This window comes from Brachyspira alvinipulli ATCC 51933, from assembly GCF_000518245.1.
Taxonomy (GTDB): Bacteria; Spirochaetota; Brachyspiria; order Brachyspirales; family Brachyspiraceae; genus Brachyspira; species Brachyspira alvinipulli.
Window position 1 is genome coordinate 40010 of sequence record NZ_JADF01000018.1, and the last position, 16703, is coordinate 56712.

At 27.9% G+C, this 16703-nt stretch carries 11 protein-coding genes; 7 read left to right on the plus strand and 4 right to left on the minus strand.

Going from position 1 to position 16703, the window contains the following annotated elements:
* The first annotated feature begins 14 nt into the window (after positions 1-14).
* Positions 15-971: a D-2-hydroxyacid dehydrogenase gene (locus T324_RS0101685; RefSeq protein ID WP_028328697.1), complete on the plus strand. Its 957-nt coding sequence runs from the start codon at positions 15-17 to the stop codon at positions 969-971.
* A 492-nt stretch (positions 972-1463) separates the two neighbouring features.
* Here the strand turns inward: T324_RS0101685 and T324_RS17625 are convergent, their stop codons facing one another.
* Positions 1464-2471, minus strand: a complete 1008-nt coding sequence (locus tag T324_RS17625; RefSeq protein WP_051436763.1) for an FkbM family methyltransferase — start codon at positions 2469-2471, stop codon at positions 1464-1466.
* Positions 2472-3050: 579 nt separating this feature from the next.
* On the minus strand, positions 3051-4430 hold the full coding sequence (locus T324_RS0101695; RefSeq protein WP_028328698.1) for an MATE family efflux transporter: 1380 nt from the start codon (positions 4428-4430) through the stop codon (positions 3051-3053).
* A gap of 361 nt (positions 4431-4791) precedes the next feature.
* Here T324_RS0101695 and T324_RS0101700 point away from each other — a divergent pair, with 361 nt between their 5' ends.
* On the plus strand, positions 4792-7272 hold the full coding sequence (locus T324_RS0101700) for a DUF5682 family protein (protein WP_028328699.1): 2481 nt from the start codon (positions 4792-4794) through the stop codon (positions 7270-7272).
* A gap of 50 nt (positions 7273-7322) precedes the next feature.
* Positions 7323-8492: a tetratricopeptide repeat protein gene (locus T324_RS0101705; protein ID WP_028328700.1), complete on the plus strand. Its 1170-nt coding sequence runs from the start codon at positions 7323-7325 to the stop codon at positions 8490-8492.
* Positions 8493-8561: 69 nt separating this feature from the next.
* Here the strand turns inward: T324_RS0101705 and T324_RS0101710 are convergent, their stop codons facing one another.
* Together T324_RS0101710 and T324_RS0101715 are read right to left on the minus strand one after the other, a co-directional pair.
* Positions 8562-8975: a PepSY-like domain-containing protein gene (locus T324_RS0101710; protein ID WP_028328701.1), complete on the minus strand. Its 414-nt coding sequence runs from the start codon at positions 8973-8975 to the stop codon at positions 8562-8564.
* Positions 8976-9065: 90 nt separating this feature from the next.
* Positions 9066-10169 (minus strand): hypothetical protein, encoded by a 1104-nt coding sequence (locus tag T324_RS0101715; protein WP_028328702.1) that lies wholly within the window; start codon positions 10167-10169, stop codon positions 9066-9068.
* Positions 10170-10814: 645 nt separating this feature from the next.
* Here T324_RS0101715 and T324_RS0101720 point away from each other — a divergent pair.
* The 4 genes from T324_RS0101720 to pepT all read left to right on the plus strand — a co-directional run bounded on the left by T324_RS0101720 (position 10815) and on the right by pepT (position 16689).
* Entirely contained in the window at positions 10815-11846 is a 1032-nt protein-coding gene (locus tag T324_RS0101720) for a 2-oxoacid:acceptor oxidoreductase family protein (protein WP_028328703.1), read from the plus strand.
* Between the two features lie 13 nt (positions 11847-11859).
* Positions 11860-14124, plus strand: coding sequence for a thiamine pyrophosphate-dependent enzyme (locus tag T324_RS0101725; RefSeq protein WP_028328704.1), 2265 nt, complete (start codon positions 11860-11862; stop codon positions 14122-14124).
* 367 nt (positions 14125-14491) lie between these two features.
* Positions 14492-15127 carry an NAD(P)-dependent oxidoreductase gene (locus T324_RS0101730; RefSeq protein ID WP_028328705.1) on the plus strand — a complete coding sequence of 212 codons (636 nt, stop codon included), beginning with the start codon at positions 14492-14494 and terminating at the stop codon, positions 15125-15127.
* A gap of 335 nt (positions 15128-15462) precedes the next feature.
* On the plus strand, positions 15463-16689 hold the full coding sequence (gene pepT, locus T324_RS0101735) for a peptidase T (RefSeq protein WP_028328706.1): 1227 nt from the start codon (positions 15463-15465) through the stop codon (positions 16687-16689).
* Positions 16690-16703 lie beyond the last annotated feature (14 nt).

Genomic DNA, 16703 nt, shown 5'->3' on the forward strand with positions numbered 1-16703 from the left:
AATAGGAGTAAAGAATGAACAAACCAAAAATAGTAGTACTTGACGGATTTATATTAAATCCCGGAGATATATCTTGGGGTGAAATAGAGAGTATATCCGATTTAAAAGTTTATGACAGAGTTGATTATGACAATGTAAAAGACGTTGCTTATGATGCTTGGGGTATATTAAACAGCAAAGTAAAGTTCGATAAAAAATTAATGCAGTCTCTTCCAAACTTAAAATATATAGGAATGCTTGCAACAGGATATAATATGATAGATATTGAAGCTGCAAAGGAATTAGGTATTACGGTTACTAATGTAAGAGGATATGGTCCTCAGTCTGTAGCACAGCTTGTAATGGCTTTTGTATTATCTTTATCTTTCAGGGTAGTTGAGCATAATAATCAAGTTCATAATGGAGATTGGGTAAAGTGCAAAGATTATTCATTCAGCAGTTATCCTTTAATTGAACTTGAGAATAAAACTATGGGCATATTTGGTTTTGGAGATATAGGAAGAGAAGTTGCTAAAATGGCTATGGGAATGGGTATGAAGGTGTTAGTTTATTCAAGAAGTAAAAAAGAAGGTTTTGAAAATGTTTCAAGCCTAGAAGAACTTTTTGAGAGATCCGATTTTCTTTCTCTCAATGCTCCGCTTAATAAAGAAACAGAAAATATAGTCAATAAAAACTTGCTTTCAAAAATGAAAAAAACCGCATTTTTAATTAATACTTCAAGGGGAGGTGTTATAGTAGAAAAAGATTTAGCGGATGCTTTAAATAATGGAATTATAGCAGGTGCTGGTTTAGATGTGCTTTCAAAAGAGCCTCCAACTGCTGACAATCCTCTTCTTACTGCTAAAAACTGCTACATTACTCCTCATTTTGCGGGAAATACTTTTGAGGCTAGGACTAGGCTTATGCATAAAGTTTATGAGAATATAAAGGCTTTTTTAGATGGAAATCCTACAAATGTTTTAACTAAATAAAGTTTTTACTTATCGATAAAAGTGCTTGTAATAAACAGGCACTTTTTTTATTTAACGTACGGTTAGCTTAATCTTATATGTGATTTAAATTATAATTATTAATCTTATCTATAATAAAAATAAATTCTTCGTGCGGGAATAATAGTTAACAATCTAAAAAACACTAGGACGGGTGCAGAAATATCTATTTAAACATCAAAGAAATTTAAAACAAAAATGATTAATTAAAATTATAAAAAAATAATGGGCGGGGTATGTAAATAAATTTTTAGTACAGATATATAATTGTATATTAATAATCTGATAGATAATCTCTAATTTTATCTCTTATTGATTTTATTGGAATAAGCCATAATATCAAACTAATAACCTTATCAATTTTTCTCTCTAAACAATTTCTATCATATTGATTAAATATAGCTTAAAGTAGATTATTCATATAGTTTCATATTATTTATATACACATTTAAAAAATAATTATTTAAATCATAACTAATAAATTTCTGCTATTAATTTTGTTTCTAATATAAGATTAAAATCATTAGATTTTATTATTTTAAATTTATATCCTAAATTTAAATCTTCTATCATAGGTTTTATATCAAAAAAATCTTCATAATTATGATATATACTTATTATTAAAGTAGGTTTTTGAGTTTTTATTGTATTGATAGAACCTCTTAAAAATGGTTGCTCAAATCCTTCTAAATCAGTTTTTATTAACCCAACTTTAATATTATTTTTTTCTACAAAACTATCCAAAGTTACCATCCCTACTTTTTTTTCATCTGTATTAGAAAACCATTTTAAATTATTACCAGAGCTAACAACATCATTATCAGATATAGAAATCTCTTTGTTTTCATCACCCAAAGCCATGTAAACAGGTATGATATTATTTTTATTATTTAACTTTATATTTTTCTTCATAGATTCAAAATTTGCTAAAAAAGGTTCAAATGAATAAACTTTATCTTCTGTATAATCAGAAAGTATTAAAGCTGTATCCCCTATGAAACCTCCCGCATCAATTATTGCCTTATTTTTTATATAATCAATGTTATTGATATCATTAAGTCCTATTTTATCATAAAAGTTTGCAAATTCAAAAAAACATCTATCTAAAATATATTTATTATCATATATATAGCACTCATCATTAATTTTTATTATTTTACTTTTATGTTTCTTTTGCAAAGATAATATATCTTTTGCTTCATCTGGTAAAAAATATATATTATCCTCTAACATAGAAAAATTAGAAACTATTTTATTAACTACATCTGCACTTTCAGAATCTAAACCATACATTAATTTTTTATATCTATCTAAAAGATTACTATCCTTATTATTTTTTAAATACTTATTCATCTCTGATATAAACCAATAATCTTCTATTGGATAAAGATTTGAAATTTGGGTAAGATATTCTCTAACATCATTTCTAAGCTGTTTAAAAGGTATCCACCATGATATTCTATCTATAGTTTTTAAATCCATATTTTTCACCTAGTTATAAAAAATGCAAAATGTGTAATCCCTATTAAAGAAAATAGGTGAATGTAAAAAGTCTTTTTGAGAATTAGACTTGACTTGACTTGACTTGACTTGACTTGACTTGACTTGACTTGACTTGACTTGACTTGACTTGAGAATTAAGTCCAAATTAATAAAATTGTAAGTTTTCATCTTTAATATTATATTATATTTTTAATATAATGCAAATAAATAAAATAGATATGGTAGTAAAAATGATATTTATTATGAACATTTTTAATTAACATATAATAAAATTAGTTAAACATACATGAATAATAGTTAACAATCTAAAAAACACTAGGACGGGGGCAGAAATATCTATTTAAACATCAAAGAAATTTAAAACAAAAATGATTAATTAAAATTATAAAAGCAGGGTATGTAAATAAGTTTTTGTACTTAAATTACATACCCCGCCATTAAAATATATTGCTTTAAATATAACTTAATAATATTAATTCTATTTTTAATTTAATTGTAAAAAACACTCCCAAAAGCTATAATTAAATAATTGTATTATTAATTATCATTTTTAATTATTTATACAGAAGCTGCTTGATTATTCTCTAAAGCATGTTTCTTTTTCATGGTTTTATAAATATATATGTACATTATACCGGCTAATATTATCGATACTATATCCGCTATAGGCTGTGCCCATATTATACCATTAATACCGAAAAATTTAGTACCTATCACTATAGCCGGAACAAATGCTATACCCTGTCTGCTTAATGAAAGTACTAAAGAAGGCAAAGCTTTTCCTAATGCCTGAAATGTAGACATGAATACAAATTGAAAACCTATTATAGGAGCAACAGAATAACTAGCCATTAAAAACTTAACTCCGTATTCTACAACTTCGTCATTATCTATAAATATTCTTATAGAATGACTTGCAAATAAAAATGCAGAGGATAAAAATATTGAACCTAATATAAAACTTACTAAGCATGAAAGCTTTATTGCCGCATTCATTCTTTTATAATTTTTAGCTGCAAAATTATAACCGATGAAAGGCTGTATACCCTGAGCAAGTCCTATAAATACTAAAATAACAAGCATAAATATTCTTTGAGATACTCCAAGCCCAGCTACTACATTATCATTGTATCCTGAAGCAAAGTTATTTATTAATATATTTGCACAGCTTATAAGCACATTATTTATAAATACTGGAAGTCCTATAGCAAAAACATTTTTTAATATATCATCATGCATAGAAAAATCTTTTAATTTTACAGATAGAAATGTGCTTTTTTTTGCTATATGCCAAATATAGTAAAATGTAGAGCATGCATTTCCTATTATTGTAGCCCAAGCAGCACCTGCAACCCCCATCTTCATATAAAGTATCATTATAGGATCTAATATTATATTGATAACTGTACCCAATATCATTCCTATCATAGCCTCTTTTGAAGATCCTTCTGAACGTACTATCTGTCCCATAGACATTTGGCAAATAACAAAAATAGCTCCGAAAGCAACTATCATTAAATAATCCTTGGCAAATTGGTATGTATTAATACTAGCTCCGGATAATTTAAGTATCTGCTTCATAAATATTAAAAATACAGTCATACATACTAATCCTGTAGCTACGCTTGCAAAAAATGCAAATGAAGAAGTTTGCTTAGCCTTATCATAATTTTTAGCTCCTAAACTTCTTGAAATATATGAAGCTCCTCCTATGCCATATATAGCACCAAAAGCCATAAGCAGTAAATATATTGGCATAGTTAATGAAACTGCCGCAACTTGATTGGGATCATTAGTTTTACCAACAAAAAAAGTGTCAACCATATTATAAAATACATTTACCATCATACCAAAAATAGTTGGAAGTGCTAATGTTATTAATGCCTTATATACAGGATAATTCTCAAATACTTCTATTTTTTTATCACTATCATTCATAATTTAATTTCCATATCGAATTTAATCAAAAGCAATATATTATATTACATATATTTTATATTTCAAGTACATTAAATAAAAGATTAAAAATTATTCGGTATAATTATGCACACATAATTATATATTTTATGTATCCCACCCGCCCCCTTTAGTTAAACAAGCATTTTTGAAAAATAAGCCAAGAAATTGAAATAAAATATATAATTTGGTAAAAATAAAGAAAGGTAAACCCTAAATATTGTTTGCTGTCTTTTTTATTTAAATGTACTCATTGTATTATTTGCATTATAATATTTTGTATTGTACAATTATAAAAATTATATATGTTTTTTTTGTCAGTAAAAGAGTTTATATAAAAGATATGAAAAAAAATAATAAAGATAATAATAATTTTGAATTAGATTTTTCACAAGTTATAGAAGAAAATATAATGTTTTTTCCTATAAGGCACCATTCTCCTGCATGCTCTTATCATTTGAAGAATATAATTGAAGATTTTAAACCTGACGCAATTCTTATAGAAGGTCCAAGTGATTGTAATAATCTAATGAAATATATGGTTGAAGATGATACTAAAGCCCCTTTCTGTATTTATTCAAGTTATATTGATAATGATAATGAAAAATACAGATGCTATTATCCTTTTTTAGATTATTCCCCTGAGTTTGCTGCTATAAAAGATGCTTATAATAGAAATATTCACTGTGCTTTTATTGATATGCCTTATGCATCAATGATAGAAAATGCATATCTTGAAACAGAGGATAAAAATAATAATGAAGAAAATGATAATGAAGACTTGGAAGATGCAAAAAATAATCAGGATATAAAAAGGAAGAAATTAATATCTGTATACGATGATGATGATAATAAATTTAATGTTAATACCTATACAGTTGAACTTACCAAAAAGGCAGGACTTAGAAGTTTTGCGGAACTTTGGGAGAGAGATTTTGAAATAAACGGAATATTAAAGAGCAGTATTGATTTTATTAGAAGTGTCTATGCTCTTGGTTATTATATGCGTTTGATAGAAGATGAGGATTTAGAGACTCGAAACAGAGAATATGTAATGGCTAAAAATATTTATGAGGCATTAGAGAAATATAATAAAGTTTTAGTAATTACAGGAAGTTTTCACACAAAAGGCATAATAGATAAGTTAAAAGATTGTAAAACTATAGATAAAGAATGTAAATCATTAAAAAAGCATATAGTTTCAAATTCAGCTAATTATTTAATACCTTATTCATTTGAAGAAGCAGACAGCCGAAGAGGATACAGGGCAGGTATAGAGTTTCCAGCATTTTATGATTTTGTGTATAAACAATTAGAAAACTCTAAAGATAATTTGAATGAGGCATTTTTGAATGTAGTGCAGTCATTTATTATAAAGGCTGCAGGAATAGACAGACATAATCATAATGTTACAATTCCTGACTGTATAAATGCTTATTATATGGCTGTTAATCTTGCCAAATTAAGAGGAAAAGAATCTGCTGGTGTTTATGAACTTATAGATGCAGCTAAAAGTGCTTTTGTAAAAGGTGAGATATCATTAGCAAATACAAGCAATATTGATTTGATGTTAAAACTTCTTTCGGGTATTTCTAATGGGCAGGTATCTTCTAAAAGTATTATTCCGCCTGTTGTAATTGATTTTAGAAATCTATGCAAAAAGTATAAAATAAAAATTGATAAATCGGAGGAATCAGAGGCTATACTTGAAATTCTAAAAAATAAAGATCATTTTGAAAAAAGTAAATTCTTTCATCAGATGCATTTTTTGAATGTTGATTTTTGTAAATTCATAAGAGGGCCTGATTACGTTAATAAAGTTAATAAAAACTTAGCACGTGAGACTTGGAAATATGAATATAAAACATCAGTTGAAGCATTATTAATAGATAAATCAGTATACGGAGTAACAATAGAGGAATTAGCATCAAATATTATAATAGAAAAACTTAATTCTAATTTAGATGCTAGAGAAGTTTCTAAACTTATGATAGAAGCTAATGTTATGGGGCTTTACGGATTTTTAATAAATAATTATTCAGCAATAGAAAAAATAATATTTAATGACAGTAATTTTATAAGTCTTTGCAGCTGTTTAAATAATTTATCATATTTAGCGAATATGGAAATTATTAATGATAATTTATCGAAAGATAGGGAATCTTTATTTGGTAATTATGATATACTTCCGTTAATAGAAAATATAGCAAAACAGGTATTTGTACTTTCTGTAGTTAATATGGATTCTATGAAAAATTTACAAGAAGAAGAGGCATTAAAAAATTCTCATTATATAAAGAATTTATATTCATTTACTCTAGAACATCCAAACTGGTGCGATGCTGATATATTTAATGATAAAATAGATTCTATGCTTAACAATACTTTTGGAAGCTCACATATATATGCTGTTTGCTTAGCGGTTAAATATAAATCAGGAAGATTTACTATAGAAGAGTTTTCCATCATAATTTCTAATTTTTTAGAGTCATCTTCTGTTGATGTTTTAGCTTATTTTTTAGCTGGTATATTCTTAGTTGCTAGAGATATACTATTTATAAATAATGTTATTATAGACAGTATAGATAATACTGTAAAAAAATTGGATGAGGATAAGTTTATAGAAATTGTACCTAATTTAAGATATGCTTTTACAAATTTAAGTCCTTTAGAAATAGATCGTTTGTCTGAAATTATTGCTTATATGTATGGTACTAAGGTAAGTAATATTATGAATAATGCTGATATTTCTGTTGAAGAAATGCAGAAAGCTATGAAGATAGACGAAAAAGTTTTTCAATTATTGATTGATACTTTAAAATAATAATGATAAAATACGGTATTATTAATATATTTTGATATTTAGGTTTTTTTATGAGTGATAAAGACATTAATAGTTTTTTTAAGGAAGCATACAGTGCTTTCAATTTAAAGGATTATAAATTAGCTATAGAATATTTTACAGAAGTAATTAAACTTGATTCTAATATTTCTGAGGCTTATTATAATAGAGCTACTGCCAAAGCCAATTTGGATGATCATAAAGGTGCTATTGAAGATTATACTTGGGCTATTAATATTAATGACAAGTTTGCAGCTGCCTATTATAACAGAGGTATATTAAATAGAAGTGCAGGTAATGCAGAAGAAGCCATTAAAGATTTTGATAAAGCAATAGAGCTTAATTATAATTTGGAAGAAGTTTATTATGTAAGGGCAAATACAAAGGCAAGTATAGGTGATTATAAAGGTTCTATAGAAGATTATAAAAAAGCTATTGAAGTTTATCCACATTTTGCAGATGCATATTATAATATGGCTTTATCAAAAAATGCTATAGGTGAATATAAGGATGCTATAAGAGATTATGATAAAGCAATAGAGTATAATTTACGTTTTGCTGATGCTTATAATAATAGAGGGAATGTTAAAGAGCGATTAGGAAATTTCAATGAGGCTATAGACGATTATACAAATGCTATACATCTAAACAGAGAATTTGTAGAGGCATATTTTAATAGAGCTAATGCCAGATTTAATGTTAAAGATTATAAAGGTTCTATTGAAGACTTTGATGAAATTATAAAAATTAATCCTAAATATTCCAGAGCATATTATAACAGGGGTCTTGTAGAAATGTCTATGGAGGATTATAAAACAGCAATATCTGATTTTGAAAAGGTTATAGAGTTAGAGCCTAATTTTGCGGATGCTTATTATAATAAAGCTGTGGCTATTAATCATTTAGGAATATATGATGAAGCTATTGAGTTTTATGATAAGGCAATAGATATCAATCCTAATTATTCTGAAAGTTATTGCAATAGAGGAATATCCAAATCCAAAATGGCTTTTATTAGAAATGGTAAGGTTAGTGATGAAGAATATAAAAAATTGGTAGAAGAAGCTGAAAAAGATTTTGATACAGCTTATAAACTTGCTAATGATAATATGAAAGCAATAATAAAAGACGGCCTTATTAAATTATCACATTTGAATATGGAGGCTGCGACTAATTTTTGTAAAAAGAATAATTTTAATTAAATAAAAAAACTCATTATGCTTACTGCATTTTTGCAGCAATTATAATGAGTTTTATTTATTCTATAATAATTATCTTTTAGTTACATTTCCTTCAAAATCTACATAGAACTTTTTTCCGTTCATTAATTCAAATTTATAGTCTTTTTTCCTCTTTTGAACATAAACAATTTTTTTATCATCAAATTCTTTCTTTACAGTATTTTTTATTTTGCTATCTAAATAATCTATAGAAATTGCACTTCCGGAACCGCTTATGGTATTCCATTCTCCTTTGCTGTCTACAAATATTTTTAAACCGCCTTTAAATATTAAAGTATATGAACCTCCCATTTCCATAGCTCTGAAAAGATAATTATCAGGGAAATATTTTTCTGCAAAAGCAACAGCATTACGAGGTAATTCACTTAATGCAATAGAACCTGCAAATAGATAAGCTGAAGTTATAGATAATACTAATATAATGTAAAAAATATTTTTTTTCATAATTTGCTTAACCTCCAAAATTATATTTATTAGGTTTTTATTTATTATATAATCAAACTAAAATAACACAATATAAATTTATTATTGATGTTATAGTTTAACATATCCTGCTATATAATATCTTCCGTCTGTTGCTCCTTGGAAACCCACATTAAATTCTGCAGGCCCCGCTTTGAATTTTCCGAATATAGCATACTCTAAATAAGCCTTAGCCTGTTTATCTTTTATATGAACCATCTCTCTCAAAGCAATATTAAGCATATACCATTCAAATCCCTGTTCCAAACGTACATAATGTGCATCGCCTTCTCTCCAAGTATATTCTGCTATAGCATTAAGCCAAATGGTTTCATTCATCAAAGGAAATCTAAATGTAGCAGAAGCCTGAACTAAAGACTCAAATAAATCTATATGATAATTCTGAGGCCCCATTCTATTTTCATGTTCATATAAAACTCTAAATTCCATATTAGGAATATTAAATCTGAATAAAAATGCCTTAGGAATACTATGTCTGAAATCTCCTTGAGAATAAGCAATTTCATAATGATTTCCTATAAATCCTACTCTTATACCAGGACCATTTAATACCTGAGGTATATAATAATCAGGAGTATCAATATTTGCAGGGTTTAATGTAGTGTCATAATAATGCGGCATAAGCATGAAAGTAGTTGTATTTATGTCGAATGTTGCTCTTCCTCTTGCTGATACTAATATTCTATCAACGAATACGGCCTGTACTCCTCCGTCATAAAGCCCTGCATTTCCTTTTATATATGGATATTTTATATCTGGATTATGAGTATCGAAATAACCAAATGCTGTTATGAAGCCTGTAAACTGTATATAATCATTATGAAATGTTTGACCTAAAGTTGCAAATGTATCTCTTAAATTAAATGTATTAGTATGTGCTGCATATGAAAATGTTGTAGTTAAATGAAATTCTAATGGGTACTTTTGAAAAAATCCTAAATTGGTGTTATCTAAATTAGGTAAAGTTCTTTTATAATCATCTCTAAAATAATCTGGTTTTATATATTGCGGAAGTTCATTGTTTCCTTCTCTTCCTATAAACATATCAAATGCATTAGGAAGCTGAGGCATTATGGCATTTGTATATTTAGATTGCGCATTCAATATGCATTGCATAGATATTGCAAAGAACATTAAAAAAAATATATTTTTCATAATATAATCCTAACTTTTGTTAAAATAAAAAAGAATATCAATCTTTATCTAATAAAGATTAATGTTCTTTTCTATTTATTGAAAGCAAAATTATATTATAAATATAATTAATGTCAATTTTATATTATTCTATTTTAAAGAATGTTGGTTTTGTATTTATTACAATATCATTTTATGAACAAATTGTTTCATCAGATGTAATAAGTTATACCATTTATTTGTAGTATTATTTACATATAATTTTATTGCTTCAAAAAATCTATTATATGGTTATCTATAACATTTTTAATAATAGTATATATAAATACAAAAAATAAATATTGTAATAATATTTACTGTAATTATTTTGTGTATAATAACTTATTGATAAGTTAATTTAATGATTATAATATAAGTATCACATGTCAAATTATTTATAAATATTTTTTAGATATGTAAATTAATATAGTAATTTATATATCTAAAGTATAATTTTTTTATTAAAATATACTTTAATATATTATTAAAATAATGATAAATTAATTTGACTTTTATATTTTTTGTAGTACAATATAGCAACATTGATAGTATATTATGTTTATTAGCATTCTATACTTTAATGTTATTCCCAAAATCTCATTTTAATTAAATAAAGGAGAAAAAATCGTGAAACTCCCAAAAGTCAATGATTTAGGCTTTTTCGAGATACGTCTCGAAAGTATAGGCGGAATGGGTGCTAATAGTGCTGGTAAAATGCTTGCAGAAGTAGGTGTTTTATCACAAGGTTTTTATGGTGCTGCATTCTCTAGTTATGGTTCAGAAAAAAAAGGTTCTCCAGTTAAGTCTTTTGTAAGATTTTCTGAAGAAGAAGTAAGAGTTAACTCTACTGTAGAAGAGCCTCATGTTGTGGCTGTGTTCCATATGAATCTTCTTAAAAACCCTATGACATTAATGGGTGTTAAAGAAGATGCTATAGTTATTTTTAACACTAATAAAACTCCTGATGAAGCAAGAGACTTTGCTAAACTTCATGGTGGTAAAGTAGTTTGTGTTGATGCTATTAAAATTGCTAATGATTTAAAACTTCCTTCACAGGCAGCTAATACTATTATAATGGGTGCTATGGTTAATCAGCTTGATTTCATAGACTCTGCTAAATTTGAAGAGCAAATTAGAAAACAATTCGGCGGAAGAAAAGCTGAATTAGTAGAACCTAATATTGAAGCTTTCAGAAGAGGCGGAAGTGACTCTGTTGTTAAAGAGTTTAAAGATGATGGCAAATATCCTTATATACCTTACAAAAAACCAGAACCTGTTTATGGTAAAAATAACCAATTAACAGGCGGTTATATTAATGCAGCTGGTAACTCTACATTAAAAGATTTACAAGTTACACGTACTGGTAATATTCCAGTATTCAATCCTGCTAATTGTATTGATTGTGCTAACTGTGAAGTTGTTTGTCCAGACCTTTGTATTGTTTGGGAAAAAGGACCAGACAGAAAAGATCCTAATAAAACAGCTATGAACATGATGGGTATCGATTATCAGTATTGTAAAGGCTGCTTAAAATGTGTTAGAGCTTGTCCTAAAGGACCTTATTCAGGCAAATTTGAAAAAGATCAGCAGGCTTTAAGAATAGAAGTAGAAGCAAATTGTGATGTTAGTAAACTCACATATAGTCGTTACAAAAAATAAAAGGAGCGTATAAATGGCTAATAAATATAATCTTGCTGAACAAGAAAACATACTTGAAAGTGGTAATGAATTAGCAGCCATTGCAGCCGCTCAAATCAATTATCACGTTATGGGTTATTACCCAATCACTCCTTCTACTCAAATTGCTGAGTATTTGGATGAAATGAAAGCTAATGGAAGACACACTGTTTGCATGATCCCTGGTGATGGTGAGCATGGTGCTGCTGGTATCTGTTATGGTGCTACTACTGCCGGCGGTAGAGTATTCAATGCTACTTCTGCTAACGGTCTTCTTTTTGCTATGGAACAGTTACCAGTTCAAGCTGGAACAAGATTCCCTATGGTATTAAACGTTGTAAACAGAACTGTTTCTGGTCCATTAGATATTAAATGTGACCAATCTGATATAATGATGGCTCTTAACACTGGTTGGATTATCATTATGGCTCATACAACTCAGATGGTTTATGACTTCAATATCTTTGCTTTGAAGATCGCTGAAAGAGCTAAACTTCCTATCATAGTTTCTTCTGACGGATTCTTCACTTCTCACCAAAAGAAAAAAATTCACTTATTCAAAAATGATAAGGATGTTCAAGACTTCTTAGGTAAATATACTCCTGAAGTTACTTCTGTTGAACCAGGAAAAAATCCTGTTACAATTGGACCTTACATGAATGAAGATGAATTAACAGGAAGTAAATTACAGCTTTCTCAGGCTTTAGAAGATGCTCGTTCTATTATTACTGAAGTATTTGAAGAGTTTGCTTCTCTTTCTGGAAGACAATATCATCCAATAGAAACTCATAAAATGGAAGATGCTGAAGTTGCTTTAATGCTTTGCGGTTCTTCTTATGAAACTGGTACTTTGGCTGTTGATGAAATGAGAAAAGCTAATCCTAATCTTAAAATAGGTGCATTTGCTATTACTCAGATTCGTCCTTTCCCAGAAAAAGAATTACAAAAATTACTTGCTAATGTTAAAGTAGTTGTAGTAGGTGACAGACAGGATACTTACTCTGGTATGGGTGGTAATATGTCTACTGAAATCAGAGCTGCTCTTAAAAATGATCCTAACAACAAATCTGCTGTTATAAGTAGAGTTTATGGTCTTGGCGGTACTGAATTTACTCTTGAAAAAGCTAAAGAATTATTTGAATTAGGCTTAAAAGAATTAGCTTCTGCTGGTTCTGTTGAAAAACATTCTTATTTAGAACAATATATGGGTGATCCTAATGTAACAATGAAACCTATACATGAGCCTCTTACTTTAGAGAGCCAAAAATCAGGTATTACTGTTACTATGAATGAACAAACTCATAAACTTGAAGTTAAAGTTCCACCTCTTAGAGAGTTAACAGGTAAAGCTTATCGTTATGCTCAAGGTCATGGTGCTTGTAACGGTTGTGGTATCTTCTCTGGTATCAATACTTTCATGAAAGGTATAGAAGGAGAGGTTGTTCTTTTAGTACATACTGGTTGTTCTATGGTTGTTACTACAGGTTATCCTTTCAGTTCTTATAGAACTACTTATGTTCACAACTTGTTCCAAAATGGTGCTGCTACACTTTCTGGTATTGTAGAAATGTATCATGAAAGAAAACGCAGAGGTGAAATACAAGGACCAGAAGATCCTACTTTCATAATGGTTACTGGTGACGGTGGACATGATATAGGTATGGGACCTTCTATCGGTGCTGCTATCAGAAATCACAAAATGATTATATTAGAATATGATAATGAAGGATACATGAACACTGGTAACCAATTATCATTCTCTACTCCATTAGGACATAGAACTTCTACTTCTAACGTTGGTAAAGCTGAAGTTGGTAAGCAGTTCAACCACAAAGATGTTGCTCAAATCTTTGCTGGATGTCATGTACCTTATGTAGCTACTGGTTGTGAGGCTTATCCTTTAGATTTAGTTAAAAAGGCTGCTAAAGCTCAATGGTATGCTAATCATCATGGTACTGCTTTTGTTAAGCTTCTTATCACTTGTCCATTAAACTGGAAAACTCCAGATGATATGGGTAAAGATATTATCAAAGCTGCTGTTGATTGCTGCTTCTTCCCATTATATGAAATTGAACATGGTGTAACTACTATCACTAATATGATAGCTGATGATAAAAAACAACCTGTAACTGAATGGTTGAAAATGATGGGTAAAACTAAACACCTTCTTAAACATCAAGATATACTTGATGCATTCCAAAAAGAAGTTGACAGAAGATGGACTCGCTTAAAAGCTATGCATGAAAGTCCTGTTCTATAATTAGTTAAAGCTAATAATTAGAATATAAATAAAAACGGCTGCTTGCTCTTTTGGTAGGCGGCCGTTATTTTTTGAATTCGGAAATTATTATGCTTTAATATCATTTCAATAGCTATAATACTATTTGGTTTTTTCATTTTTATATTTGTTTTAATATTAAATACTATACTAGCTTTTTGTTATATATTATATTGTTTTATTGGTGTTACTTTTTATTTATTTGCAAGAATTTAAATTATAAAATATCTGCTGTTTTTAATAAAAAATAATATCTATATCTCTTAAACAAATCTTCATAAAATAATATTGATTTTTTTATTTTGCTATATTATAATAACGCGAATTATTTGATTATTGAGGTAATAAAATGAAAGTTATTATATTTGGGGCATCTGGTGCTATAGGAAAATTGGCTTTAAAATATGCCTTATTAAAAGGATACGATGTTACTGCTTATGTACGTAATTCAAATAAAATAAATATTCAAAATGATAAACTTCATATAATAGAGGGGGAAATATCTGATTATGATGCTGTGGAAAAAGCAGTAAGAGGTAATGATGCTGTTGTATGGTGTGTGGGCGTTAAGATGAAAAATAAATATCCTGTTATGGAATCTTTAGAAGGGCATAAAATTTTATTGAAGGCTATGAATTCTTGTGGTGTTAAGAGGTTAATTGATTGGGCAACTCCAAGTGTAACATTTCATAAAGATAAAAAGTCGTTTATTACAGTTGTTCCTAGTATTATTGCGGGAATAGCATTGAAACAGTCCAAAAAAGAAATGATTGCTATAGGAGAATTGATAAGACTTTCATCATTAGAGTGGACTTTGGTAAGATTTATAGCTCCTACTAATTCAAACTTTACAGGAAAAATTAAGGTGAGCTTTGGAGATGTAAAAATAAAATTTTCTATTTCAAGAGATGATATAGCATATTTTATGATAGAGCAAATAGAAAGTAAAGAATATATAAATTCAATGCCTATAATTGGAAGTTAAAATTTACAGCTTTATAATATTAGTTTTTCGCATCTTTAATTATGTAATAAAATATTTTTCATAAACTTAACTATATTAAAATACAAATGCAATTTATATTTAATAGTGTTGAATGGTAAATATAGATATAAATAAGTAGCTATTTCTAGTATATATAATAATTTTAGTAAATATTATGATGAATTAATATATCATTCAATATTCAAAGATAAAGAATAAATATTAAGGAGATAGTTGTAGAAAAATAAAATGTTAGATTATATAAATTCAAAAATCATTATTGAATTATTAAATAATTTTGTTAACATATAGACATTGTTTTTAAGGATTTTTATATGAAAGCTTATGAGAGATTTATAAAGTACACATCTTTTAATACTGCTTCAAACAGCAAAAATGAGAATCAAACACCAAGTACAGAAGGACAAAGGGTATTTGCTGAATATTTAGTCAATGAATTAAAAATAATGGGTATTGATAATGCTTATGTTGATGATAAATCTTTTGTATATGCTTCTATACCTGCATCCAAAGGAAAAGAGGATAAGCCTAAATTAGGATTCATTGCTCATTTAGATACTAATGAAGAGGCACCTGGAGAAAATATAAAGACTAATATTATCAAAAATTATGACGGTAAAGACATTGTTTTAAATAAAGAAAAAAATATTATTTTAAGCAGCAGGGAATTTGATAATTTAAATAAATATATAGGCAATGATTTAATAGTAACAGATGGAACAACACTTTTAGGTGCTGATGACAAAGCTGGTATTGCAGAAATTATGACTATGGCTGAAATTTTAATGAATGATAAAAGTATAGAGCATGGAGAAATAAAAATAGCTTTTACTCCAGATGAGGAAATAGGAGAGGGTATTGAATATTTTGATATTGAAAAGTTTAATGTAGATTTTGCTTATACTATAGACGGCGGAGAGATTGGAGAAATAGAGTATGAGAATTTTAATGCTGCTTCTTGTAAAATAACAGTTAATGGTTTTAATGTTCACCCTGGATATTCTAAAAATAAAATGAGGAATGCTATTTTATTTGCAATGGAATTTAACACTATGCTTCCAGCAGAACAAAAACCTCAATATACAGAAAAGTATGAAGGTTTTTATCATTTATCACATATAGAAGGTACTGAAGAAAAATCAGAGCTTCAATATATTATAAGAGATCATGATTTAGAGAAGTTCAATAATAAAAAAGAATTCATAAAAGATATTTGCAGTTTTTTAAATAAGAAATATGGTGACAATACATTTATTTGTGATATAAAAGATAGTTACTTTAATATGAAAGAGAAAATACTTCCTCATATGCATTTAATAGATAATGCTAAAAAGGCTTTTAATGAATGCGGTATAAAAGATAAGATTAAACCTATTAGAGGAGGTACGGATGGGGCTAGATTATCTTTTAGAGGATTGCCTTGTCCGAATTTATCAGCTGGAGGAGAAAATTTTCACAGCAGATTTGAGTACATTCCTATTCAGTCTTTAGAGAAAATGATAGATGTAATATTAAAAATAATTAATATATATTCTAATTAAATTAAAAATCTAAT